The organism is Tautonia rosea, from assembly GCF_012958305.1.
Lineage (GTDB): Bacteria > Planctomycetota > Planctomycetia > Isosphaerales > Isosphaeraceae > Tautonia > Tautonia rosea.
In genome coordinates, this window is sequence record NZ_JABBYO010000004.1 from 441,103 (window position 1) to 464,984 (window position 23,882).

General features: G+C 63.6%; 20 protein-coding genes. 10 read left to right on the forward strand and 10 right to left on the reverse strand.

Annotated elements, in window-relative coordinates; translation table 11 throughout:
- Window positions 1–11: 11 nt before the first annotated feature.
- A complete protein-coding gene (locus HG800_RS09320; RefSeq protein WP_169976101.1) occupies window positions 12–590 on the reverse strand; it encodes a Maf family protein in 579 nt (192 codons plus the stop codon).
- Window positions 591–635: 45 nt separating this feature from the next.
- On the reverse strand, window positions 636–1,928 hold the full coding sequence (locus HG800_RS09325) for a Gfo/Idh/MocA family protein (RefSeq protein WP_169976103.1): 1,293 nt from the start codon (window positions 1,926–1,928) through the stop codon (window positions 636–638).
- 268 nt (window positions 1,929–2,196) lie between these two features.
- Between HG800_RS09325 and HG800_RS09330 the strand changes: the two genes are divergently transcribed.
- On the forward strand, window positions 2,197–3,300 hold the full coding sequence (locus HG800_RS09330) for an XdhC family protein (RefSeq protein ID WP_169976105.1): 1,104 nt from the start codon (window positions 2,197–2,199) through the stop codon (window positions 3,298–3,300).
- Complete coding sequence (locus HG800_RS09335; protein WP_169976107.1) at window positions 3,297–3,908, forward strand: nucleotidyltransferase family protein; 612 nt, start codon at window positions 3,297–3,299, stop codon at window positions 3,906–3,908. Before HG800_RS09330 ends, HG800_RS09335 begins: the two co-directional genes overlap by 4 nt.
- 14 nt (window positions 3,909–3,922) lie before the next feature.
- Here the strand turns inward: HG800_RS09335 and HG800_RS09340 are convergent, their stop codons facing one another.
- Both HG800_RS09340 and HG800_RS09345 read right to left on the reverse strand, forming a co-directional pair.
- A complete protein-coding gene (locus HG800_RS09340) occupies window positions 3,923–4,468 on the reverse strand; it encodes a hypothetical protein (protein WP_169976109.1) in 546 nt (181 codons plus the stop codon).
- A 62-nt stretch (window positions 4,469–4,530) separates the two neighbouring features.
- A complete protein-coding gene (locus tag HG800_RS09345) occupies window positions 4,531–5,037 on the reverse strand; it encodes a hypothetical protein (RefSeq protein ID WP_169976111.1) in 507 nt (168 codons plus the stop codon).
- A gap of 315 nt (window positions 5,038–5,352) precedes the next feature.
- Between HG800_RS09345 and HG800_RS09350 the strand changes: the two genes are divergently transcribed.
- From HG800_RS09350 to HG800_RS28190, 3 genes are read left to right on the forward strand one after another with little or no spacing between them, the layout of a single operon-like run.
- Entirely contained in the window at window positions 5,353–6,138 is a 786-nt protein-coding gene (locus HG800_RS09350; protein WP_169976113.1) for a hypothetical protein, read from the forward strand.
- Window positions 6,139–6,195: 57 nt separating this feature from the next.
- Complete coding sequence (locus HG800_RS09355; RefSeq protein WP_169976115.1) at window positions 6,196–6,993, forward strand: hypothetical protein; 798 nt, start codon at window positions 6,196–6,198, stop codon at window positions 6,991–6,993.
- 2 nt (window positions 6,994–6,995) lie between these two features.
- Window positions 6,996–8,804, forward strand: a complete 1,809-nt coding sequence (locus HG800_RS28190; protein ID WP_169976117.1) for an ABC transporter permease — start codon at window positions 6,996–6,998, stop codon at window positions 8,802–8,804.
- A gap of 46 nt (window positions 8,805–8,850) precedes the next feature.
- On the opposite strand, the gene HG800_RS09365 is transcribed toward HG800_RS28190, so the two are convergent.
- The 5 genes from HG800_RS09365 to HG800_RS09380 all read right to left on the reverse strand — a co-directional run bounded on the left by HG800_RS09365 (window position 8,851) and on the right by HG800_RS09380 (window position 17,115).
- The gene (locus tag HG800_RS09365) at window positions 8,851–9,606 is read right to left on the reverse strand and encodes a YdjY domain-containing protein (protein ID WP_169976119.1); all 756 of its coding nucleotides are present in this window, start codon (window positions 9,604–9,606) and stop codon (window positions 8,851–8,853) included.
- 235 nt (window positions 9,607–9,841) lie between these two features.
- Window positions 9,842–13,813, reverse strand: a complete 3,972-nt coding sequence (locus HG800_RS09370; protein WP_169976121.1) for a type II secretory pathway, component PulD — start codon at window positions 13,811–13,813, stop codon at window positions 9,842–9,844.
- 868 nt (window positions 13,814–14,681) lie between these two features.
- Window positions 14,682–14,804: a hypothetical protein gene (locus tag HG800_RS27950; RefSeq protein WP_261345904.1), complete on the reverse strand. Its 123-nt coding sequence runs from the start codon at window positions 14,802–14,804 to the stop codon at window positions 14,682–14,684.
- Entirely contained in the window at window positions 14,801–15,229 is a 429-nt protein-coding gene (locus HG800_RS09375; RefSeq protein WP_169976123.1) for a DUF1622 domain-containing protein, read from the reverse strand. Before HG800_RS09375 ends, HG800_RS27950 begins: the two co-directional genes overlap by 4 nt.
- Before the next feature lie 179 nt (window positions 15,230–15,408).
- Complete coding sequence (locus tag HG800_RS09380; protein ID WP_169976131.1) at window positions 15,409–17,115, reverse strand: SUMF1/EgtB/PvdO family nonheme iron enzyme; 1,707 nt, start codon at window positions 17,113–17,115, stop codon at window positions 15,409–15,411.
- Between the two features lie 274 nt (window positions 17,116–17,389).
- Here HG800_RS09380 and HG800_RS09385 point away from each other — a divergent pair, with 274 nt between their 5' ends.
- From HG800_RS09385 to HG800_RS09405, 5 genes are all read left to right on the forward strand, one after another.
- Complete coding sequence (locus tag HG800_RS09385; RefSeq protein ID WP_235963495.1) at window positions 17,390–17,914, forward strand: GNAT family N-acetyltransferase; 525 nt, start codon at window positions 17,390–17,392, stop codon at window positions 17,912–17,914.
- Complete coding sequence (locus HG800_RS09390) at window positions 17,907–18,107, forward strand: hypothetical protein (protein ID WP_169976133.1); 201 nt, start codon at window positions 17,907–17,909, stop codon at window positions 18,105–18,107. The genes HG800_RS09385 and HG800_RS09390 overlap by 8 nt, the downstream gene beginning before the upstream one ends.
- Window positions 18,104–19,339: a M16 family metallopeptidase gene (locus HG800_RS09395; RefSeq protein WP_169976135.1), complete on the forward strand. Its 1,236-nt coding sequence runs from the start codon at window positions 18,104–18,106 to the stop codon at window positions 19,337–19,339. Before HG800_RS09390 ends, HG800_RS09395 begins: the two co-directional genes overlap by 4 nt.
- A gap of 164 nt (window positions 19,340–19,503) precedes the next feature.
- Window positions 19,504–20,742, forward strand: coding sequence for a M16 family metallopeptidase (locus HG800_RS09400; protein WP_169976138.1), 1,239 nt, complete (start codon window positions 19,504–19,506; stop codon window positions 20,740–20,742).
- A 38-nt stretch (window positions 20,743–20,780) separates the two neighbouring features.
- Window positions 20,781–21,689, forward strand: a complete 909-nt coding sequence (locus tag HG800_RS09405; protein WP_169976140.1) for a cobalamin-binding protein — start codon at window positions 20,781–20,783, stop codon at window positions 21,687–21,689.
- 182 nt (window positions 21,690–21,871) lie between these two features.
- On the opposite strand, the gene HG800_RS09410 is transcribed toward HG800_RS09405, so the two are convergent.
- Window positions 21,872–23,869: a hypothetical protein gene (locus HG800_RS09410; protein ID WP_169975501.1), complete on the reverse strand. Its 1,998-nt coding sequence runs from the start codon at window positions 23,867–23,869 to the stop codon at window positions 21,872–21,874.
- Between the last annotated feature and the right edge of the window lie 13 nt (window positions 23,870–23,882).

A 23,882-nucleotide genomic window follows, 5' to 3' on the forward strand; every position in this document is an offset into this window, starting at 1 on the left:
CGACTCCAGGATCAGTGATGATTTCCAATTGACGGATATTGGCAAATCAACTGTTCGAGGCGTTCCAGGGGTAGGCCAACCACATTCGACCAGCTTCCGGACGTGACGGAGACGATCGGGTCGTTGTCCTGCACGCCATAGGCCCCCGCCTTCCCCTCCCATTGACCAGAGTCGAGGTGGGCGATCCGTTCGTCGTCAGTCATTGCTCGAACGTGCACCACGCTCGTTTCGACTGCGCCGACCCATTCGTGGCGTTCGGCGCGGTAGAGACAGAGCCCGGTCAGAATCGCTACCTCTCGCCCTTCCTGAGCGCGGATCATCCGCTCTGCGTCCTGACGATCGACGGGCTTATTGAGCAAGTTGCCGTCGAGCGTACACGTCGTGTCGGCGGCAAGGATCAGGCCCGAGCCGCGGCGCAGGGCGACGGCATGGGCCTTGCGCCAGGCCAGTTCCGCGACGTAAGCAGCTGCGTCGACCGGCCCCTCGGGTTCCAGTTCCTCGACCCCGGAGGGATCGACCTCAATCGAGTACCCAGCCTCGGTCAGCAGTTGCCGGCGTCGGGGAGATGCGCTGGCGAGGATCAATCGCATGGTTCGAGGTCGGCTCCGAGGTTCGAGGAGAGCGGAAGGATGCGATCAGACCTGTTCCGGAATGCCGAACGGTTCGCGGTACGATCGGCGAGTCAGGCTCTGAGCCTCAGAATCATTGAGGATTTCCTCGGTCGTCGGGTCGAGGGTGAGGAATCCTCGGCCGGTTCGGGCCGTGATGTTGATCAGGTGGGCCAGAGCGGCCGAGTGATGCCCCTCCTCGATATCGGCGTGGGGACGACGGCCCGAGGCGATGGCGTCGAGAAAGTCCTCGAAGTGGTGTCGGTCGGAGAACGGCTCCGATTCGACCGGTACCTGGTCGTTGCCTTCAAACAGTCGCCAGCCGGATCGGCCGATCTCAACGCGTCCCTTCGTGCCGTAGAAGATCACGCCGTTCTCGAAGCCGTTCTGAACGTAGGGGGACCAGTCGCGCTGCTCGAAGACGAGGATGGCCGGGGTGTCCGGGAAGGTAAACGTGGCAAACGCGGTATCGGGGGTCTCCCAGCGTGCGTTGACCGCCTTGAAGGCGGTGCAGGAGACGGTGCTGGGCATCCCCACGCCGAGCCCCCAGCGGGCGATGTCGAGGTCGTGGACGCCGTCGTTGCCCACGTCTCCGGTCCCGTAGTCCCACTGCCAGTGCCAGCTATAGTGGAACCGATTCGGGTTGAAGGGACGCTTGGGGGCGGGGCCGAGCCAGAGGTTGTAGTCGACCCCTTCAGGTGGCGGCCCGTCCTCGGCCTCGGGCAGGTCGGGGCGATATTGACTGTTCCAGGCCTTGGCCTGGAGGATCGTTCCGATCCGGCCGGAGGGCAGGACCTCCTCGATCACGTGGCGATAATGCGGCGTGCTGCGGCTCTGAGTGCCGACCTGCACGACGCGGTCGTACTTCCGAGCGGCCTCAATCATCTTCCGCCCTTCCCAAAGCGTATGGGAGGCGGGCTTCTCCACATAAACATGCTTCCCAGCCTGGCAGGCCTTGACAGTCGCCGGCGCGTGCCAGTGATCGGGAGCGCCGATGACCAGGGCATCGACCTCTGGATCATCGAGCACCCGGCGGAAGTCGGTCGCGGTCTTTGGCTCGGAACCTTGCCGCTCGGCAATTGCTGGGACCGCCTGGCGGAATAGGTTCGTGTCCACGTCGATTAGGTGAGTGACCTGCGACCCCGGCAAGGCCGCGAAACTCTGGGCGAGTCCCCCTCCTCGTCCCCGAATACCCATGACAGCGATGTTGACGCGATCGGACGGGGCAGCTTTGCCCGATCGAGCTGGCAGGAGAGTCAGGCCGGCAGCGATCGCGGCCCCGGACTGTCCGAGGAAGGCACGGCGGTTCGACTCGGTCATGGCTCGGGCTCCGTTCGGAGAGGAAGGTAAAGCAGGGAAAGGCCGGCTTGGCTCAGCGGTCAATCATCAGGTCATCGTGGGCATGAATTCGGAAATCGTTCATCAAGATCCGCCTGCGTCGGTCGGTTCGACGCTTCCGCATCGTAACCCCTCCGAGTCGTGGGCTCCAGCGGTGGGACTGCCTTGCCGATCGGGAGCGGTCGCGACTAGCCTGGAAGGACCGGATCGAAGCTCAGCACGCCCAGCCCCCTCGACCCCGCAACCTGCCATGCGAGACGTTCTCGATCAACTAACCGACCTGCTCGACCTCGGCCGGGAAGCCTTGCTCTGCCAGGTGGTCGAGACTAAAGGCTCGACCCCTCAGAAAGCCGGGGCCCTCATGCTGGTTGATCCCAGCGGCGGACAGGTCGGCACACTCGGTGGGGGGTGCGTCGAGAACGAGGTGAAGCAGAAGGCCCTTCGACGCCTCGGCCAGACCGGGGCTGATCGTCATACGTTTGTACTCGACCATGATTACGCCTGGGCTGATGGCCTGATTTGCGGCGGGAAGATGGTGATCCTGGCCGAGGCGTTCAGGGGTCCAGAGGCCGCCGCCTACTTCCGCGCCTACCGCGATCGGCTCGACGCGGGGCTTGGGCTGGTCGAGGCGGTGGCGATCGATCCCGAACGCTGCGGGGTCGAGGCGATCGGAGAGCGCTGGCTGTTCGGCCCAGAGGCGGAACTCGTCGCCAGCCTGCCGCAACGCGATCTGCCCAACGCTGTCGCAACGCTGATTGAGCCGATCGAACGTCGCCCGAAACTCGCATCCACCCGAGGGGTGGCCATCTTGCCGGTCTTGCCTCGGATTCGCCTGGTGATCGTCGGCGCCGGGCACGTCGGCCAGGCGGTGGCAAAGCTCGCTGCGGAAGCGGATTTCGATGTGACCGTTGTCGACGACCGGGCCCAGTATGCTAACCCCGAGCGGTTTCCGATGGCCGATCAGATCGTCGTCGGTCCGATGGAGGAGGTCCTCCCCGCCCTCGATACCAATCCCCATACCTATGCACTGGTCGTCACGCGAGGACACGGCCACGACCAGGAGGCCCTCTTTCACCTGGCCCCGACCGCCGCTTCCTATGTCGGCTTGATCGGCAGTAAACGAAAGATCCGCCTGATCTTCGACGGCCTGCGTGAACAGGGGATTGGCGAGAAGCATCTGGCCCGCGTGACCGCCCCGATCGGCCTCTCGATCGGCTCGCAAACGGTTCCGGAAATCGCCATCAGCGTGGTCGCTCAGCTCATCGCCCGGCGCAATCTGGGGCTGGAGGCGGTCGAGACGAACGGCTTCGCCCGGGTGGAACCGAAGGATGCTCCCGAGGCGGTCAACTCGTGATCGCCGCGCTGGTCCCCTCGGCCGGTCAGAGCCGTCGAATGGGCCGACCCAAGCTTACCTTGCCCCTCGCCGAAGGTGGGGTTGTAATTGCTCGGGTTGTCTCCGCCTTGCGAATCGGTGGGGCCGATCGAGTGCTGGTGATCGCACCCCCCAGGAGCGAGCCGGGTTCGGCCGAGTTGCTCGATCAGGCGAGGGAAGCCGGGGCAGAAACCCTGGAATTACCCGATGTCACTCCTGAGATGAGGGCCACGGTCGAGGCTGGTCTGGACCTCCTGGAAACCGGTCCCCTGCCCTCTTCCGTCCTGATCTGTCCGGGAGATAGTGTCGGCCTGACCCCCGGCCTGGTCACCGCCGTGGTCGATGGGATGAGGCGTCATCCCCAATCGATCGTCGTCCCCGTCTTCAAGACGCGACGGGGACATCCGCTCGGCCTACCCTGGCCGTTGGCCTGTGCCATCCGAGAGCTTCCCTCAGATGTCGGCATCAATGCCCTTCGCAATCAGTTTGCCGATCGTGTGGTCCTGCTCGACGTGTCCGAACCGGGGACAGCCGAGGATCTCGATACCCCGGACGATTATCTCAAATGGAAACCCCAATCGGGGACATGATTGAATGATGAAAGTTAGTTGGATTGTGTTTCGTTCTCGATCCGATTGATGTTTCGACGACCGAACCCGAGCACCTGGAACAGCAGTCCAATTCCCAGAGCAAGCCCCATCAGCAAGGTCCCCGTAACAAGCGTGGTGACGAGGCCGCCGGGCCACTCCGTCATCGAGTTACTTGCCGGATCAAAGTCTGCGTTGGCGAGCCCCAGGGCCGACGAAACCATCAGACCGATCATGCCGGCCATGAACTGCGGAATCGCGACCACCTGGGTCAGGGCGACGGCCAGACCTCCGGTCGTCAACGCGAGACCGATCCGGTAAGACCGTTGGCAGAAGATGCCGCCAACCAGACCAAGCAGCACCGTACCCATGGTCATCCCGATCCGGGCACCACCCTCGGTCAACGCGCTGCCGAACATGACTGGGATCGGTAAATTGCTCAGGAAGACAATCACCCAGCCGACCAATAGTCCGGGAGTCCCCTTGCGAGGTTCGAATGTGATCTCCGGATCGGAGACAACAGGACTGTTCGGTGCCACATAGGGGTTCGAGGCGTCTGACACCGTGGGCTGCTCCGCATCAAGAGGACGATTGTGGGTTGATTCGGATGGGCGGAACATCGCCGTCATCGGATCACTCGGGTCGCGAGCCCTCGCCACCGGGGAGGGGTGAGCACGAGAAGAAGCACGCCAAGGCCCATCGAAAGCTTCATGAGAAGCATACCGGTCACCAGGCTAATGCAGAAGCCGGCGGGCCAGGTCGTGACCTGTCCAGGGTGTGGCAAGAGTCCCGCGGCAAAGGTCAACCAAAGTGCGATCAGCCCGGCGATCCCGTGCAAAATGGGGACGACCTGAAACAGGGCAATCCCGATCCCCCCAACGATCATCGTGAATCCGACCCGTTCCGAGATCGAGCAGACGAGCACTCCCAACAGGCCCAGCAGTGCCAATCCCAGCAGAACCCCGATCCAGGCATCGCCACTTGCGTTGCGTAAGGCGATCACGATCGCAAGCGGAAGGTTCAGCAGAAACACTGCCAAGGCACCCAGGAGCCGGCGGTCAAGCCGGGGACGGGATCGTGAACGATCACCCAGACCACTCCGAGGTGCGAGATAGGGGTTTGAGTCGTCCAACGCGGCATCGTTCCTTCCTGAGGCAGCGGCGACCGATCGGTTGAACGTGGGTGGGTGAATCCAGTGCACCAGCCTCAGAACACGCTCGAGCATGGATCGTACCGAAATCTCAGGCAGCGGAACCACCCGGAGCGATGGGTCCTGTGGTACGTTGAGGGACAATCGAGTCCTCCCGTAATTCAAAGGTTGGGCTCAATGGTACGACCACCGAAGCCTGCTTGAGGTTTCGGAACGCTCGTCGAAATGTTGGAAGCCCTGTGACGAACACCTTTGCAATCCGGCCGGAGTTTCTGGAGCAGGAAGGACGACCACTCGATGAACGATCACTCCTTCACCGACACCCAGGCGGACCCGATCACCGCGAAATCACTCGGGTACGTAAACCTCGTGTTCGGGACGCTCCTATTGCTCTCGGTCGTCTACGAGGCTGGTGTCGTTCTGGCGATGCCCACCTTTGGCCGCCTGATGACCTGGGCCCAGAGCCAGCAACTCCAGCAACGCGATGCCCAGTGGTCTGCCCGACGCGATCAGTTTCAAGCGCGAATGGAGGCCGCGGAATCGGACGAGGAACGAGAGGTCATTGCCGCCGAGCAGACGGTCTTCTCGATGAGCGAAGTGGACGACCCTGCCTGGCTTGGTTTCAGCATGAGCTTCCTCGACGATCCTGCACTTCGAACCGGGGTCCTGGTGAAGCTCGGGATCATGTCGGCCTTGAATGGTCTCTTGATCGCCTCGGGAATCGGCCTGATCCGCCTGAGACGATGGGGCCGGGCGGCCGCGAGGGTGGCGTCGGCCTTGATGATTCTTGCCATTCTCGGATTCACCGTTGTTTCCGTCCAACTGACCCCCGGCATGGCCGATCGCTGGACGGCCGAACTGCGCGAATCCATGTTTCCTCCCATGCCGGACGACGAAGAGACAGCCGCGATCGATGCCGAACTGATGCGTTATGAACAGGGAATGAGCCGTTTATTCAAAGCTGTGATGGTGGGGAGCAATGGACTTTCGTGTCTTTTTCCGTTGATTGTTCTGGTGGTTGCCTCTCGGCCAGGGGTCAGGCTCGCGGTCGAGGTGAGACCGGACAGGTCATCGGGCGATTGAGCTTCGAATTCCCGCTCGCCGATCCCCAGAACCCACCATCACGAGACGAGCAGACCCATGAGCAAACCACAGCCCTCTCCTCCCATTCGGCCAAGGCCGAAGCCCTTGCGGGTGATTGGAACCCTGAATCTGCTCTTCGGCGCAGTCCTGGTGGCGGTCGCATGGAGCATGCTCGGAGGAATGGCCTTCAGCGGCATGACAGCCGAACCCTACGAGGGCTTGAAACGAGCCCTCATGCTCCAGGCAGAACGCGAGCATCAACAGAAGATCGCGACCCTGGAGAAGCGAGAAGCCGCTGCAACGTCTGAGGACGCCCGGCGCGTGTTTCGAGAAGAACGCGAGCGGCGAGCCGCCCTTGGTCCGAAGCTGCCGCCAGGGTCCGAGCTGGTGATGATGGGCAGCCAGATGCAGTCGTTCGGAACCTGGTCGGTCGTCAACTCGGCCACTTCGCTGGGAATCAATCTGTTGATGATTGTCGCGGGGGCCGGTCTCCTGCAACGTGTCGAGTGGGCGCGACGGCTGAGCCTCTGGGTGGCGGGCATCAAACTGGTGCGCCTCCTGCTCTTGCAAACCGTGTTTGTGGTCTTCGTGGTGCCGTCGTTCTCCCGACGATTAGGTGAAGCGGTGCAGGAGACCATCGCGGTCCAGGGTGGAGGATTGCCGGCAGGAATGCCCAGCATGACGCAGATTTATGCCGTCACCTACACGGTCATGGGAGTCGGCATGCTGATCCTGGGGGCGATTTATCCAATTGTGATGCTTGTCATGCTGAACCGTCCCGGCGTGAAGGCGGCGAGCATGCCGGCCGAGATCCGGGCCAGGCAGATGATGATTGAGGCGGGGCGAGTCCGATGAGGGTGGCAAGCGAAGTCTGGCTTGGCCCTCTGGTCGGTCCGGAGTGTCGCAGAGCGGTCGGCAAGGGGTGGCTGTTTCTGGCTCGAGGAGTCGCGGGCCTGCTCTCGGCGGCGATCGCCATGGCGATCCTTTGGTGGTGGTGGATCAACTGGAACGAGGCGGCCGATCCGGACTTCTCCCCATATCAGGCCTTGCGCGGTGGCCTAACGCTGCTCATTGGCCTTGCGACCACCATCGCGCTCGTCTTCGGGCCGGCAGTGATTGCGGGGAGCCTCAGCGGAGAACAGGAGCGGGGATCGATGGGCCTCTTGCTCACGACTCGCGTCTCCGCCCTGGAAATCGTGGCGGGACGGCTCGCGGGTCGACTGACCCAGGTCGGGGCGGTCTTGCTGGCCATGCTCCCGCCAATGCTCCTGCTTGGCTTTCTGGCGGCCATCCGGCCGGGAGTTCTCGGCGTCATGCTCCTCTACGGGCCTGGACTGGCTCTTGGGGCCTCGGGGGTGACGGCGGGGGTGGCAGTTCTGTCTCGAAGAGGACGCGACGCCCTGCTCGGCTCCTATGCGATCGGTCTAGGGTTGCTGCTGACGCCTTTACTGGCAGAGCTGGTCCGGCCGGGAGAAGTCGGCGCACTGGCCCCGCTCAATCCGTTCGGCGCGATTGGCCCGTTGGTCTGGCAGGAAGATGTTGGGCCTGCGCTCGGGTCCCTGGCGTACTGGCTGACGATTGGTCTGGTGGGGACCGCGGTGGCGGTGCTTCGCCTCAGGCCCAACAGCCTGCGATGGCTCGACGGCCACGCCGGGTGGTTCTGGCAAGGCTGGAAGGTGGGCAGGCGGCGCGTTCGGCCGATGGGCGATCGTCCCATGCTCTGGAAAGAGATCTATATCGAACGGCGGAACAGTCTCGGAGGGCTCGGGAAATGGCTCGGAGTCCTCGCCGTACTCTATCTCGTGCTGGCGAGTGTGGTCCTGACCGGGTTGTATCTCGACGCCCTGGTGCGGCAATCGTCGATCGACCAGGCGTCGGAGCGGCTCGTCTGGTTTCAGCGGGCCATCGTGGATACGGCTTCCTGGTTCAGTCTCTTTCTCGCCTGGGCCGTCGGTCTTCGCGCGGCGGTGGCGATCGCTTCCGAGCGTGAGCGAGGCACCTGGGACGCCTTGCTCACCAGCCCGCTCGAAGGTCCGGAGATCGTGGCGGGTAAGCTGATTGGGAGTCTCCACTCCTTGCGATGGTTGATTCTGGCCATGCTCCTGGCCTGGTCGCTTGCGCTCGGAATCGGCGCGATGGAACCGAGCGAGTACATCATCCAGCTTGCCTCGACCATCGTCATGATGACCTTCATGGCCGCTGTTGGGGTGCGGGTTTCGCTCGGAGCATCCAGCGTGACAACCGCAATGGCCTTGACGATTGGTGCATGGCTGGCCGCCTGGGCGGGGCTTGCGCTTCTCACGCTGCTGGCCGTCGGAATGGGAGCGCTCGGGTTGTTTCTGGGGTGGTTGATCGCCGATCGCTTCGGTCTGACAACCAGTGCGACCCCCTGGTTCCCGGTCGACTTCGCCACGTCGTACACGATCGTCCGGCTCGGACTCTACGCGATTGTGACCACGGTCGTGGTAATCGAGTCTCGAACACGGTTCGATCGGCTCGCCGGTCGGATCGTCCCGGACGAGGTCTGGAATCCGGACGACTGGGTCGAGGTGGCTCGAAGCGTCAACGGCCAGGAGAACCGGGACGCTCCGCAGACTGACAACCCCCATTCGACTCCGGAAGATCGGACCCTGATCGACGAACCGGAACCAACGCCGAGGACCTGACGCTCCCCTCGGTGCGGGGGCCATCTCCACGTGTCCTCGCTTCCGATTAATGACCAGGCCCCTCGACGGGCAAGGCAGGATCGGTCTCGGTGGCGGTGTCGGCAGCCGGGCGATTCACTGGGTCCAGGATAAGGGTGACGAAATCCCCAAGTGGAGGAAGGACCGGGGTGTTGGCCACGTAATTCAAGGCCTGGTCGTCGGCCGTGCTGGCGATCGGCAGGTCAAGAATTGCCTCCGGGAAATTGGCGACGGTGATCAGGTCGCCTCCGTCGGCGGCATAAAGCGGCTGTTCGAGCCCTGGGCGGTCAATCTCCATGCTCCCGGCGAACACCCAGTGATGGTTCAGAGACTCACCCGTCTGTTCGTTCTGGACGAAGGTGCGCGCGTCGGCCGATCGAGGCTTGCCGTCCTCGACCCACTCGACCGTGATCGCGATTTGCGGCCCCGTGGCTGGGGCAAACTCCGGGCGATACCGGACCGGGTGGCCGGGTTCAACGCCCGTGAGGATCAGCCCCGCATGAATCAGTCGTGGCGTGGCCGCAGTGGCCAGGATCGACTCGTGCTCTTTCGAATGGCGTAAGCACAGCAGATGTTCGAGAAACCCTTCCCGGCGAACGACCTGGGCTCGAAGGATCAGGCGTCGCGATTCCGGATCAAACCAGAGGGCCGGACCAAGGGGGCGATAGGATTCCGGGGCCTGGTATGAGTCTTCCTTGGGCGCATCGACGGGAAGCTGAGTCGGGGGTGAGGTGACCGATCCGGCGGTGATCAGGACAATTCCGATGAGCCAGGAAGCATCCATGGAAACGGGTCCTCGGTCTCAAAAAGGTCGATCGGAGTGGGTGGCCTGACCGGAGGGGATCAAAACGCGATCACCAACGATTCCAGGCTATCGCCCGTCTCTGCAATTGAAAAGAGCCGCCGGGGAATGGTCCCCGACGGCTCTCGTCGCGTTTGGGAAGAAAGGTTGGCGGGAGGGCCGGGCCGCGTCGAGTTGAGGCGTCCCGATCAGCCCGGCCCGCGGGCGGGCTCTGGGATCAGAGACCCGGCACCGGGACGGCCGGGATACCCAGCCGTTCCTCTTCCTCCTCGAGGATGATGATCCGAGGCGTGACCATCAGCATGAGGCTGTCCGTGGTTCGGCCGATGCCGATGTTGCGGAACAGTCGGTTGATGGTCGGAATCTTCGAGAGGACCGGCGTGCCGAACTCCAGCCGCTGCTCGGTCAGCCGCTTGATGCCGCCCAGGAGCACCGTGCCGCCGTCGGGGACCGTCACCGTCGTGTTGACGAAGGTATTGGAGACGATCGGCAGCTGGAGGGTCGATTGCAGGTCGGCCGCACCACCGCCCAGACCGCCACCGCCGACTGCACCCGCACCGAAGGTGAAGGTTTGCACGTCCGAGAGCACCTGGAAGAACGGTGAGAGGGTCAGTCGGACGTAGCGGCGGTCCGCCGTCACGACCGGGGTCACCTGCAGGGTCACACCGTCCTGGATCGGCGAAATCTGCGGCTGGAAGGCGACGGCACCCGCGTTGACCACCGGAGTCAGGCCGGTGACGAGGAACCGCTGCGTCTGGTCGCCGATGGTCGCCGAAGCACCGTTGAAGGTCGTGACCTTTGGAGCCTGCACCACGTTGGCCCGCGTATTCTGCTGGACCGCGGTGAGGAACAGGTAGACTTCCAGGTCGCTGAGGAAGGCGATACCGAAGTTCGTCCCCGCGTTCAGGTTGCCAAGGTTCGAGATCAGGCTCGCCGGCGAGTAGCTATCCTGCAGGACCGGGATTTGAAGGTCTCCGGTGAACCGCTGCGACCCGATGCCCGGCTGAGCGTTTCCGACGCCGAGGGTCAGGGGCTTGCGGTTGCCCAGCGAGATGTCTCGCTGCGGGTTGACCAGCCAGGGAGCGATGGCTTCACCGTCGGTCCCGGTGCCAGGGCCAGGAACAATCGGCTCGGCGGCCGGGTTCGGGACCACGAAGCTGCTCTTGGGTCCGAACAGGTCAGACTGGATCGAGAAGTCGAAGTCGACACCGATGAACTCGGCGAAGCTATCGTTGACGGTGATGAACCGCACCTCGACCGAGACCTGAAGGTCCTGGAGCCGTCTGAGCTGGCGAAGCAGGTCGATGACCTGATCGTGCACATCCGACGTGTGGCGGATGATGAGGCTCAGGTTCAGGAAGAACGGCGTGATCGAACCGATCGGAGGCTCATCCTCGCCGAATCCGAGTCCCTGGTCGCCACCGAAGCCGCCACCGCCCAGGCCGTAGTTGGTCCGGACCGAGCTTCCGGTGTTCGGGTCCTTGATCTCCCACGTGCCCGGGGCGATCGAGGTGGTGATCAGCTGGATCAAGGGGCTGAAGTCAACGTCAGGGTCCTGCTTCTCGACAGTCCAGCCGCCCGAGTCGCCGTTGGCCTCGGGAGTGAAGCCCGCCTGGTTGACGTTGTTCTGCCCGACCGGGTTGGGCTGATTGATCGTCTGCATCGGCGGCTTCGGGTTCCGCGGCGGGGCGACGACGAGGTCGGCCACCTGGTAAACCCGAGCGAACGATCGGCTCTTGGACTGCGGGGTGGTGATGACCAGCACGCCATCCTCGATCTTGTAGCTCAGGCCAAGCGGCTCGAGCATCAGGCTGAGGACGGTCTTGATCTTCGTGTTGGTCAGGACCAGGTTGTTGATCTGGGTCGACTCGGTCAGGGCCTCGTCTTGCAGAGCAACGTTGTCGACCACGATGTTCAGGCCGGTGTAGTTCCGCAGGAAACCCACCGCCTCGCCGATGGTGCCGTTGGGCATGTTGATCGAGATCGGCTCGTTGAGCTTCTTCTCAACCTCGATGGTCTCCGGCTCCTTGTACGGCATCGGGTCAGCGAACCGATCCCGGTTCTTGGTCATTTCGAGGAAGTTGCGCGGGTAGGTGATCCCATCCCGCAACAGGTCGCCGTCGATGACCGACGCCCGGTCCACATCGTGCAGGGCGTTCAGGACACCTTCTTCCTTGGCGGCCCGGATGCGCTGGTCTTCCTCGTAGTGACGACGGACCCGCATGACCGTGGCCATTGCCGTGGCCGAGACGTTGTTCGGATCAAGGGCGATGACTCGTTCGGCCCAGGCTTCGGCGGCGGCGTAGTCGCCGTCGTTCTGGGCGGCCATGGCCTTGTCCATCATCTCCTCGACCTGACGCTGCTTGGCAGAGTCGGCCTCGAGGATGCGGAGCTTCGTCCGCTGGGCTTCGGCGTAGGCTTCCTTGTCGTTCATCTTGGCGTCGAAGGCGAGCTTGTCCTTCTTGGCCAGTTCGATGGCAACCTCAAGTCGGCGGACCATCGTCCGAGCGACTGGAGTGGAAAGGTCCGCGGCCATGACCGAGGCCTTGGTTTCTTCGAGCAAGGCGATCGCCTTGTCCGGCTCGACCTCCATCAGCCGACGTGATTCGGCCACCTTCGTGCCCACCTCGGCGTTGAGCCGCTGGGCATTGATCGTCTCGGCGTCGAGCTGGGCGTCGAGGTTGTCGACCCGGCTCGTGGCATCTTGCGGCAGCTTCATCAGCAGGTCTTCGACCTTCTGACTGATCGAGTTATCGAGTGCCGAAGGCATCGAGGCGATCTCGTTGAGCATCGCTCGGGCCCGGTCGAACTCCTGGCTGCGGACAGCGGCCAGAGCAGCATCGTAGAGCTGCAACGACGCAGCCTGCTGGGCCAGATCGATCTGGGCTCGCAGGTCTTCCGCCTCGGCACCGGCACCGGCGGCAACGGCCTGGTCCACCGCCTCGCGAGCGGCAGCAAAGTTGCCGCCGGCCATCAGGGCGTTGGCCCGATCCATCGCGGCCGAAGCCGCATCAACCGCCGGAGTGTCTCCCACGACGACCGCTTCACCGGCTGGTTCGTCGAAGGTCGGCAACGCGTCGATCGGGGCCGGGGCAGCCTCGGCGAAGGGGTCGAAGCCGAGGGCGTCCTCGCCCGCAACGTTCTGCACAACCCTGACGTTCGGATCGCTGGCGAACGGAGCCCCCTGGCCCTGAGCCAGTTCAATGTCGTGGAGGACCGCTTCCGCACGGTCGGCGTCGAGAGTCGGAACGACGTTCAGAGACAGTGCCTTGCGGGCCTTCTTCGCGGCCTCGTCGGTCTGACCTTGCTGCAGCAATGCCCGGGCCTCAGAGACGAGCAGGTCGTAGGTCGACTGATCGTTCTGGTCACCGCCATTTTGGCGAGACCGCAAGACTCGGGCCGCAGAAGCAACCTTCTCCGGGCTGTCTTCGAAAATCCCGAAGCTCAGGTTCCAGGTCTCGACCTCCATGGCAATGGCCTGGGCGCGATCGTAATCGCCTCGGCTGAGGGCCTCGCGGGCTTCCTCAAGCTTCAGCTTCGCCGCGGCCTTGGCAGCCTTCGGGTCGTCGACCGGAAGGGTCGAATCCGCGACGGTGGCGGCCCCTTCTGCCGGTCGAACCTTGTCCAGTTCTTTCTGGAGCTTGTTGGGGCTCAGGTCGTCGAACAGCCCCCACTTGACGTCCATGCTCCGGGCCTTGTCGAGCTTCGCCTGGGCGGCGTCGTACTCGCCCCGGGCGAGGTCCTCGCGGGCCGACACAAGCAGCCAGCGGGCCGTCGACTTGGAATCGGTCGCATAGTCGCGGCCGATCGGCTCGGAACCCGGCTCGGTCGCCTGGACTGCGCCAGGAGCCGGTGCCGGAGTCGGCGCGGCCGCCAGTCCCGAAGCCGGGGCCGGCTTGGTCGCGAGCGAATCCATGGCCTGAAGGTACTCGTCGAGCCGGCTGCGTTCGGACTCCGAGAGTCCGTCCCGATAATCGTGAGCGGCCTTCAGATACTGGGCCGCAAGATCATAGTCACCCTGGTTGAACAGATTTGCTCCCGCCCGCAGGTACTCGACCGGCGGCACCGGAGACGGTGGACGATTGACCGGGGCGGACGATGGTACGCCCCCCTGGTAGGCCCCTTCCGTGGCGGCCGACCAGGCCCCGATGCTCATCATCAGGATCGTGAGAGTTCTGAGCCTTCCCAACGCGACCTCCTTTCGCCGCGGGCGGAGACGACCGCCGACTTCCCTGGCGGCGGTCCTTACGTGGCCTCCGACGCGGGGCATTTGAAGACCGCCGAAATCCCATGACCGGGCCGCCTCGCTGTGGAGGACTGCCCGACCGGGAAGGACCCGGCGGCTGCACCCTGCTCCGATCCGGCTGCGATGGGTCTTGCCGAGGTGTGGTACGACCGGCGATGGCCGAGACAGGGACTGACGAGACGGTGTGCTACCGAAAAGCAACCGCTCGGTCAACCCCGACGGCCGCGGCAACCAAGCCGCGCCTCGCCATGCCCCGCCCTCGCCTCAACCTCGACCTCCTCCCCGGACCGATCACCCACCGACACCGGTTCCGGCTCCTCGAGGCCCATGCCCCTCGGCGACGTTCCCCTTTTGCCTGTGTGCCCCGCATCAACGCGACGGATGCGAACCGGGCACGCAGGATTCGGCGGTGTTCTGACTGTAGGGATCGTGACAATCGCCCGGAATCTTCAGTTCATTCCGGAAAAAAGGTCAACCCGCTTCAAAAATCGATCCCTCAGGACGTCTCCTCGCCCGCGAAACCCGACCGCATTGACCATCCCAGGACGCCCAACCTGGCTTGAATTCAGGGGTTTGTTCCCACACAATCGCGACAAAAAGCCAGGAAATGCGTCCCAATCTCTGCCTTGCGACCCCCAACTGAGCCAGGAGACTCGACGTTGGAAGACCACGCCGATGATCGCCGCATGATCTGCGACCAATGCAAGGGAGGCTCGCTGGCCCACCCTGAAGGGCCCAGGTCGTCCGTCCTGGGACGTGGGTGCTAAATTGCTCACCATCCTGCACGCAATGATGGGGGAACTGAGGACACTCATTTTTTCTTCGAGTCGCGCGGCACCCCCTCGGTCTGGCTCGATCGCTCCGAGAACGACCATTCGCACTCCTTCTCCCCCGATTCGGCCGGTTGATCCTTGCCCAGGCGGTCGTCGCTCAACCTCGAACCGTCGTCGCGAGCGAGGAGGAGTCCTGCACCACGTCCGATGAGCGCGGTCCGACCGGTTTCCGAGTCCCACCTGCTTGCGGCCAGGGCCAGTTCCCTCGCAATTCCGCTTCGAGGGTGAAACTCAGGAAGGTTCGAATCAACACGACCACGGCCAGCACCGTGATCGACTCGAACGTCAGATCAACGGCCACCGTGTGGATGATGTCTGCCGCGATGAGAAACTCCAGTCCCAGGAGAATCCCTTTACCAAGATGCTGGCGCACCTCAGCCATCATGCGTTCATAGGAATTTTCCTTGACGACGAGGAAGATCCCGCGCAGCACCACCTGAATCGCAATTCCGGTGATGATCACGATGCCGATCATCTCGACGATCGCCGCACACCACTTGGCGACCGGTTGAATCATCTCGGTCATGGACGGACTCCATGAGTTGACGAACAGTAATTTGTGAGATTCAGGATGTCTCTACGAACGAGTGTTCTTCGCGGAATCTTGCCGCAACTGCGAGACTCCTTCGCCCCTCGGTGATGACCTGGAAGTCCTCCGCTCCGCCCTGCGATGCAACAGGGCACAACGAGTGGAGGGCCTTCGTGTCAGGGGCGAATCGTTACCGTTGCAAGATCGCTGACAATCCCCTTGCCTTCGGGAGACGATTCGGGGCGACCCAGGCTCAACGCGATCCGAGCCGAGCGATTGGCGTCGAGCAACGACTCGGGAATCGAGATGCGCAGGGGTGATCGACCGGCGGCATTTCGGTCGAGCTGGTGGGAAAAATGCTCCCCTCGGGGGCCGAAGACGTTGACCCACCAGTCGGAACCGACAACCGGCTGCGGGCCATCCCATCGCACCGCGACCGGAATCTCGACGAATCTGCGTCCCAGCACTGACGTGATCCGGGGAGGTCCAGAGGGAACCCCGATCCGGGCGAGCTGTCCTTCCGGGATGGTGGGCGTGACCATCGCGTCCTCGACTGCGGCCAGCCACCAGAACCGATCCAGGTGCTCGACGGCTCGGCGGCGGTCACTCGGTTCGGGCACCAGACCCGAGAGGGTCGCTTGCGCGCGGTCAGGATCGAACGAAACCACCACATCGGCCAAATTTGGGTCGTCCGCCAGTACCCGTCGAATTAGGTCCGCGCCCGCTTCGGCGTCGAGGTCGAACGCCGGTCGAAGCCCCACATACGGGTCGGGACCAAGGTCCTCGGGATCGTCGATCATCGTGGGGGCGAGTGCCTCATCGGGGTCGCTTCGGAAATGGCCTCCCACACGGGCGAAGACCGAGCCGCTGGCAGGAGATCGGACCCACTCCTCAACGTTTCCGAAGGTGTGTGACAGGCCCCACGGGTTCGCCTCGTATCCGGGAGTGGAGGCGGGAACGGTCGTATCGCTGGCTTCGCCGGGTTCGGGGCCGAAGAAATTGGCTCCCTGCGGAAACTCAGGGCGGTCTCCCCACCAGAACCCCGTCGAGCGGCCCGCTCGGGCGGCGCGTTGCCACTCGTCAATCGAGGGAAATCGGTACGACAGGCCCGACGAATCGGCATCGCTCAGGGCTTCGAGGTAGGCCTCGGCTCGTCGAGGGGTCAGGTTTACCGCCGGCTGGTCGGGAGCGTCGAGAAGGAACTCGTCGGATCGGCCCGCATTGGGATCATGATCGGGCAATCGCGCCGCGACCTGGAGATTGGTGGCCTCGGTCGAGGCGAGGAACAGCCCAGGAGCTTCAGGACTTGAGACGATCCTAGCGAACCGCCAGCCGTCCGGCCCCGGTTTGGGCAAGAGCTGCGCGCCTTGCTCCGTGGGATCGAGCGCTCGACCTCGGCTGAACGGACCAACGGGCCGCCGACTCGAAGAAGCGGTGGTGGTCGGAAATTGGTCGATCGTTCCGGAAAGTGATTCTCCAAAAGGAGTTCCGCTCGCCGCGTCGACGAGCCTCGCCTCGATTCGGACCTGCTTCGGCAACCGGTTGCGGACCGCCTGCGCGGGGATCTGAACGGTAATCACCGACATACCAGGACCTTCCGAGGGCCGCATCGGCCGACGTTCGACCTGTCCATCCGGCAGCCTGACCTGGACCGCGTACCGAGCGCGTTGCCTTGGGGCCAAATCCGACCACTTCACCGATGCCCGAAGCAGGTACAAGGTTTCTCCCGGCCCCGGGTTCGAGACAAGCGAGGCCGGCCCGAGCCATCGCGAGAGCGAGGCGACCTCCTGCGAATCGAGCTGGCTGGCTCCCGACGCGACGGGCACAAACAGGGCAAGCTTGGCAAGCAGGGCAGGAACGGTCTTTCTCAATGGCTGCAACACGGCTTGGCTCCTCGACCGGTTCGAGATCCCGACACCAGAATCCTTCCTCGAGGCAAGCGATCGGTTCTGCCGATCGAGTAATGCCTCGCGTTGACCCCTTTCCGGCAACGGGACTAGAATAATGTGCGAACGCTCGCTGGTCTCCGATGTTGGATTGGCCCTTGCTCATGGCCATCACCTACCCGAACTCCCAGAGCATCGAGCATCACCTTCGCTCTGAGTACGTCTCGCGGTCGGCGAGCGCGCCTGCGTTTGAAGTCGAGGGTGATGGAGATTGATTACTTACTACAAACGGTACCGCATGGAGATCGATCTGGCAGGGATCACCCCGCCCTCGTTGCCGGCTCCTTACGATTGGAAACCCTGGGATGAGTCGCTGCTGGAAGCTCACGCTCAGGTGAAGTATCTTTGCTTCCGGGACGAGATCGACGCCCATGTCTTTCCCTGCCTCAGTAACCTTCCCGGCTGCCGTCGCCTGATGAGGGAGATTCGACGCAAGCCGGGTTTTTTGCCTGCGGCGACCTGGCTCATTGCTGCGCCGGCCGGCTATGTGGCCACCATTCAAGGGGTGATTGACCGTGAAGGCTTTGGCGCAATTCAGAACGTCGGCGTCCTGCCCGCCTGGAGAGGCCGAGGGCTCGGCGGTCGGCTTGTCTGCCGGGCCTTGATGGGCTTTCGCGAGCAAGGCGTCCCTCGAGCGTTTCTCGAAGTGACGGCCGAGAACTCGCACGCCGTCCGCCTGTATCGAACCCTTGGCTTCCGCCGTGTCAAAACGCTGTACAAGGCCGTCGATGGCTGATCCTCAAGGCGTTTGGCTCGGCCCCGTCCAGGGCAATCATCCGACACTCGATGCACGGCGGTTTGTCCTCTTCGCAACCTTCCCGATGCTGGAACAGGGAATCGGGTTTCCTGCCGCTCCCTGGCTGGGCTTCGGCTTGCTTCCCCCCGCCTCTTGCCTTCTTTGCCTTTGCCTCCCCGAGGAACCGCGATGACCCCCGAGTTGCATCAGCACCAGTTTCCCAACGGACTCATCCTGCTCGCAGAGCCGATGCCGCATGTCCAGTCGGCGGCGTTCAGCGTCTTGATTCCGGCGGGAGCAGCCTTTGAGCCGGCCGATCGACCCGGCGTGGCGGCGATGCTCGGTGAGTGGGTCACCCGAGGGGCCGGCGACCGCGACAGCCGCGAACTGCTCGGGGCGCTCGATGAGCTGGGGGTCTCTCACGCCGTTGGTGCCCAGACCTTGCACGCCAGCGTCTCCGCCGCGGCGCTCGGTCGCAACCTCTTGCCCGCGCTCGAAATCTTCGCCGATGTGCTCCGTCACCCTCGTTTCGAGGACGAAGAGGTCGATTCGATCCGCGCCCTCTGCTACCAGTCGCTCCGCAGCCTCGAAGACGATCCGGGATCGAAGACGATCACCGAACTGCGTCGAAGGCACTTTGCCGACCCCTGGGGACGCTCGGCCATCGGCACCGTTGAAGGAGTCACCGCCGCGACTCCCGAGGACCTGCGCGCCCACTACCGCCGGACCTACCGGCCCGACCGCGCCATCCTCGGCGTCGCGGGAGCGTTTGACTGGGACACGCTTCGTGACGAGGTCGCCCGCCTCTTTGCCGACTGGGAACCAGGGGCCGAGATCAATGTGACGGAACGCCCGGCCGGTCCGCACCGTGATCACATTGCCCAGGAAACGCAGCAAACCCAGATTGCCCTTGCCTTCCCGACTGTAGCGGTGGCCCATCCTGACTACTATCGAGCACGAGCGACCGCGGCGATCCTTGGCGGCTACACCTCGGCCCGCCTGTTCACCGAGGTCCGCGAGAAGCGCGGACTGTGCTACTCGGTCTTCGCCTCGTACGAGGCCCACAAGGACCGCGCTGCCGTGATCTGCTACGCCGGAACCGCTCCCGAACGCGCCCAGCAAACACTCGACGTAACCCTCGACGAGCTGCGCCGCCTGGCGGCCGAGGGGATCGAGGCCGACGAGCTGGATATGATGCGGGCGGGCTTGAAAAGCGCCTTGATCATGCAACAAGAATCGAGCATGAGCCGCTCGGCCTCCCTCGCGGCCGACTGGTTCCACCTGGGCCGCGTCCGCCCGCTCGACGAGGTCTCCGCCGCGCTTGACGCCTTGACCCCGGCTGATGTGAGTGCCTTTGCCGCTCGCATGGAACTGGACGCGATGACGATCCTGACCCTTGGGCCTGATCCGCTGACCCTCCCCTGAGCCGACCGAGAACCCCAAGCAGCAACGAACAGCAGATTCACCCGGCGAGCCCCTCTGGCTCGTACGATTTCCGAATGGCCGGGAAGGGTTTCCGGCCCCCTTGGACGTCCGAGTCGGCAGTGGTCCCGGATCGGTGGCTTCCTGTCATATTCCCGGAGTTTGCCGTGACGTTTTACCACGAGACGCTTCCCAACGGCCTGCAGGTGATCCTCGAACGCAACGAACTGGCGCGATCGGCGGCCGCCGGGTTCTTCGTGCGAGCCGGAAGCCGAGACGAAGCGCCCGAGCTGGCCGGCGTCTCTCACTTTCTCGAACACATGGTGTTCAAGGGAACCACCCGACGCGATGCCCTGGCCGTGAACCGCGACTTCGACCGGATTGGTGCCCGGCACAACGCGCAGACCTCCGAGGAGGACACGATCTATCACGTCTCCTGCCTCCCCGAGTACCTGCCCCAGGCGCTCGATGTGCTGGCCGATATCATGCGGCCAAGGCTCGACGCCGAGGACTTCGACACTGAGAAGCAGGTCATCATCGAAGAAATCAAGATGTACGATGACAACCCGATGATGGTCGCCTACGAGGCCGCCAAGGCGGCTCACTTCGACCACCACCCCCTCGGCAAGAGTGTGCTGGGGACGGTGGACACAATCGGGGCGTTAACCGTCGATCAGATGCGAGCCTACTTCGCCCAGCGCTACGGCCCTCCGAACGTGGTGCTGGCCGTGGCCGGAAACGTCGAGTGGTCCAAGGTGCTGGATCTGGCAGGCTCCCTTTGCAGTTCCTGGACCGGACCCGCTGCTGATCGCGACTTGGTTCCGCACCGAGGGGTCGGCCAGCCCCGAGGAATGCTTCGCAAGGACGACCATCAAGAAACCGTGATCGCCGTCGCCGATGCTCCCGCCCTGGAGAGTCCCGATCGGTATGTCGCCTCCCTGATCGCGACCATCCTCGGTGATCACTCCGGATCGCGGCTCTACTGGGAACTGATCGACCCCGGCCATGCCGACGGCGCCGATCTAAGCTTCCAGGATTACCAGGGAGCCGGAGCTTATTACTCACTCTTGAGTTGCGACCCGCCCTCGGCCCAGGAAAACCTGGATCGCATCGCCTCGGTCTACCGCACGTTCGCCGCCGAAGGAGCGACCGCCGAGGAGCTGGATCGCGCGAAGAACAAGATTCTCTCACGCCTCGTCCTTCGCTCGGAGCGTCCGATGGGGCGCCTGATGCCGCTCGGCTACGACTGGACCTACCGCCAAAGCTATCAGCCGATCGAGCAGGAAATCCTCTCCTATTCCGCGGTCAGTCTGGAAGAGATTCGCCGAGTGCTGGAGGAGTACCCGCTCCTCCCCATGACCCTCGTGGCTGTCGGGCCAAAAACCGACATTCACCCGCCGTCCTGAGTGCATCACGGCCATTTCGACCGGTGAAAGGAGCGCCCATGCGGATTGCCAGCCTCTTGCCCTCGCTCTCCGAACTCGTCTGCGACCTTGGTCGCGGGGAATGGCTCGTTGGCGTCACTCACGAGTGCGACTTTCCTGCCCACATCGCCCGATTACCCCATCTGACACGCAGTCGGATCGATCCGAGTGGCACCAGCGCCGAGATTGATGCGATGGTTGTCAAGCAAGGGGGGAGTCTGTACGAGCTTGACCGTGATTTGCTCGAAGCGCTCAAACCCGACCTGATTCTGACGCAGACCCAGTGCGACGTCTGCGCAGTCAATGAGGCGACGGTTCGTAAGGTGGCTGCAACCTTGCCTAACCATCCCCGCGTGGAGAGCGTCAATCCCACCGATCTAACCGGTGTGTTCGAGGTCTTTCGACGGGTCGGTCGCTTGCTCGATGCGGAAACCGAGGCCGAAACCCTGATCGGCCGCTTCGAGTCCACTGCCCGAGAGATCGCCCGACGGCGGGCCGGTCGGCCCCAACCAGGCACGATCATGGTCGAGTGGACCGATCCCCCCTTTACCTCAGGCCACTGGAACCCCGAGCTGGTCGCCCTGGCCGGAGGTCGAGAGCTCTTGGGCCAGAACGGCGAAGCCTCCAGACGGACGAACTGGCAGACGATCATCACCGCTCAGCCCGAGGTGCTCCTGATCGCTCCCTGCGGCTTCGAACTGGAGCGGGTCCGGCAAGAGATGGTCCCTCTCGCTCGGCTCGACGGCTGGCAATCGTTACCCGCCGTTCGCAACGGGATGGTGACGATCGCCGATGGCTCTGCCTACTTTGCCAGGCCAGGCCCCCGACTGGAAGCAAGTCTGCGCATCGCCGCCGCCGCCATCGATCCGGAAACCTGCTCCGACCTGGCTCCGTCCTCCGGCTGGGAACGCCTGGTCGTCGAGCGTTGAGCCACCTCGCCGTCGAAGCGATTCCCGGACCGTGTCTGCACAATAAAACGCTCGCCCTCGTACCAGCCCCTCGGGAAGAGGAATCCGGTTCGAGGGCGGGTGTTTTTCTTCGAGCGGCAGAGGAAAGAAACGGGTCTCCCTCTGCGGCGCCCGAGTCAGCAATCCGAGGACCGGGCTTTGGGTCAGAAGCTCCCCATCATGCCGCCGTACATCATGCCGATGTCATTGCCGCGGTTCTTCTTGTTCAGCTCGTTCGAGATCGAGAGCCGATACGACTCCCTCATGAACAGGAGCTGCTCGTCGGTGGCATCGGTCGACTGGTTGTGCAGCGCAATCGTGCCATCTGGCCGAAGCACGGCGACGACCGCAGGCAGCTCAAAGGTGCTCGGCAGCCCGAGGTTCTGTACCGGCGTCGGGCCTCCGATCGTGTCAATCACAAGCTGCCGGCTTTGCAGGTTGATCACCTTGTTTTGCGGCTCGTCTTCCCCTTCCACCGCCACCTGGCGCTGGGCGGGACGACCAACGAACTCGCCGGGAGCGGTCGGGAAGTTCGAGACGACGAGAGAGCCGGTGTTGGAATCCCAGGCGGCCACGTCAAAGACCACCGTGTCGGCACTGTATGCGCCGCCACGAGCCGGATTGAGCGCGAAGATCGAGACATCCGCCGGAACGCGAACGATCTCGGTCGGGTCGCTCCAGGGGCCAGCGAACTCTCGGGCCTCGGTATCGACGCCGGGGGCCACATCCTCTCGGTTGTAATTGGGATTCGACACGACCACCCGAACGCGGTAGCGGTAGGTCGTTCCGGGATCGACGGTATAGTCGATGGCCCGCACCATGACGATGTCTTCCTCGGTCATGTGTTCCGGACCGGCACCGGCAGGGCGGCCCATACCCATGCCCATGCCCATCCCCATCATGCCGTATTCGCCCATCATCCCCATCTCGGATCGGCCGCCCATCATGGAGCCCATCATGCCCTGGCCCATCATGGATTCCATCATGCCGGGGTCGGACATTCCCCCTCGGCCGCCCTCCATCATTCCCATCATTCCCATCATTCCCATCGGCGTCTCCTCCTTTTCTTCCTTCTCGGCGAGCAGCTCGCGGAGTTTGTCAGGAGGAATGAGCTGGGCGTGGTGGACGCCGGCCCAGTAACCGGCGGACAGGTAAGGGAGGAAGGCGACGATCGGATCGAGCCGCACCGGATCGGGAGTCAGTTCGACCGAGGGGTCTTCCTCGAAGGCGACGTCCTCGACAATCTGGTTCAGGGTGTCGGGATCGACCGTGGTCCACGAGGACCAGTCACCCACAACGGGGTCATAGGACTGGCGGCTCAGTTCGATCCGCTTGTAGTCTGGGTGTGACTCGGGGCTCTCGACGGGGACCTTCAAGGCCGTTGCGTAGCGCTCGCGGAACTGCTTGTTGTTGAGCAGCCCGACGACCGCAACCCAACGCTGACCGCGGACCTCGGTCTTGAAGTCGACCGGGGCCGTCGTTTCGGTGGAATCGTCTTCCTCAGGCAACGGAAGACCCGCCGCGCCGGCAATCGCCGCCTGAGACTTCTTGGTGCTCACAGACTCCTGACGCGCGGCCAGTTGTTCCTCGCGCACGTTCTTCTTGGTCGTGGCTCCTGTGCCTCCCATGCCGGGCATCATGCCCTGTCCCATGCCGTACATGGCAGCCATTCCGGACATGGACGATTTCTTCTCATCGGGATCGGGAGGAACGAGATTCCCTGAGGCATCTCGGACAGCGAACGGCATGCCTCCCCGTCCGGAAGTGGCAATCAGTTCGTACGGAGCAAGCAGCTCGTTATTGACCGAGTCTCGAATCAGGCCCGCGCCCGGTTCCGCCTTGACGAAGGCTCGGGCCAGAGAGAATTGACGGACGTCAACCTTGGTCGTCTCTCGTTTGGCGACCTGGGTGCCAAAGTCTTGAAGGACCATGCCATCGTCTTCGATCTTCGAGACGATGGCCTTCTCATCTTGCTGGCGGTTGATGTTCTGCTGCGCCTGGTTGGCGATTTCGCTGACACGGTCGGGCGTCGTATCGATCGTCTCCTTGCTCACGGCAAGGAATACGAACACCAGGCAGAGCACGGCGGTCACGGCCACGGCCACCTTGTCGGCGAACCGCAGCGCGAGCGTCTTGAGTTTCTCCACCGTCGGGTTGGCCATTGGGCATGCTCCT

Coding starts and splice junctions, on each gene's coding strand:
- HG800_RS09320 (WP_169976101.1), bottom strand. CDS start 590: ATGCGATTGATCCTCGCCAGCGCATCTCCCCGACGCCGGCAACTGCTG.
- HG800_RS09325 (WP_169976103.1), bottom strand. CDS start 1,928: ATGACCGAGTCGAACCGCCGTGCCTTCCTCGGACAGTCCGGGGCCGCG.
- HG800_RS09330 (WP_169976105.1), top strand. CDS start 2,197: ATGCGAGACGTTCTCGATCAACTAACCGACCTGCTCGACCTCGGCCGG.
- HG800_RS09350 (WP_169976113.1), top strand. CDS start 5,353: ATGAACGATCACTCCTTCACCGACACCCAGGCGGACCCGATCACCGCG.
- HG800_RS09355 (WP_169976115.1), top strand. CDS start 6,196: ATGAGCAAACCACAGCCCTCTCCTCCCATTCGGCCAAGGCCGAAGCCC.
- HG800_RS09365 (WP_169976119.1), bottom strand. CDS start 9,606: ATGGATGCTTCCTGGCTCATCGGAATTGTCCTGATCACCGCCGGATCG.
- HG800_RS09375 (WP_169976123.1), bottom strand. CDS start 15,229: ATGACCGAGATGATTCAACCGGTCGCCAAGTGGTGTGCGGCGATCGTC.
- HG800_RS09390 (WP_169976133.1), top strand. CDS start 17,907: ATGGCTGATCCTCAAGGCGTTTGGCTCGGCCCCGTCCAGGGCAATCAT.
- HG800_RS09395 (WP_169976135.1), top strand. CDS start 18,104: ATGACCCCCGAGTTGCATCAGCACCAGTTTCCCAACGGACTCATCCTG.
- HG800_RS09405 (WP_169976140.1), top strand. CDS start 20,781: ATGCGGATTGCCAGCCTCTTGCCCTCGCTCTCCGAACTCGTCTGCGAC.
- HG800_RS09410 (WP_169975501.1), bottom strand. CDS start 23,869: ATGGCCAACCCGACGGTGGAGAAACTCAAGACGCTCGCGCTGCGGTTC.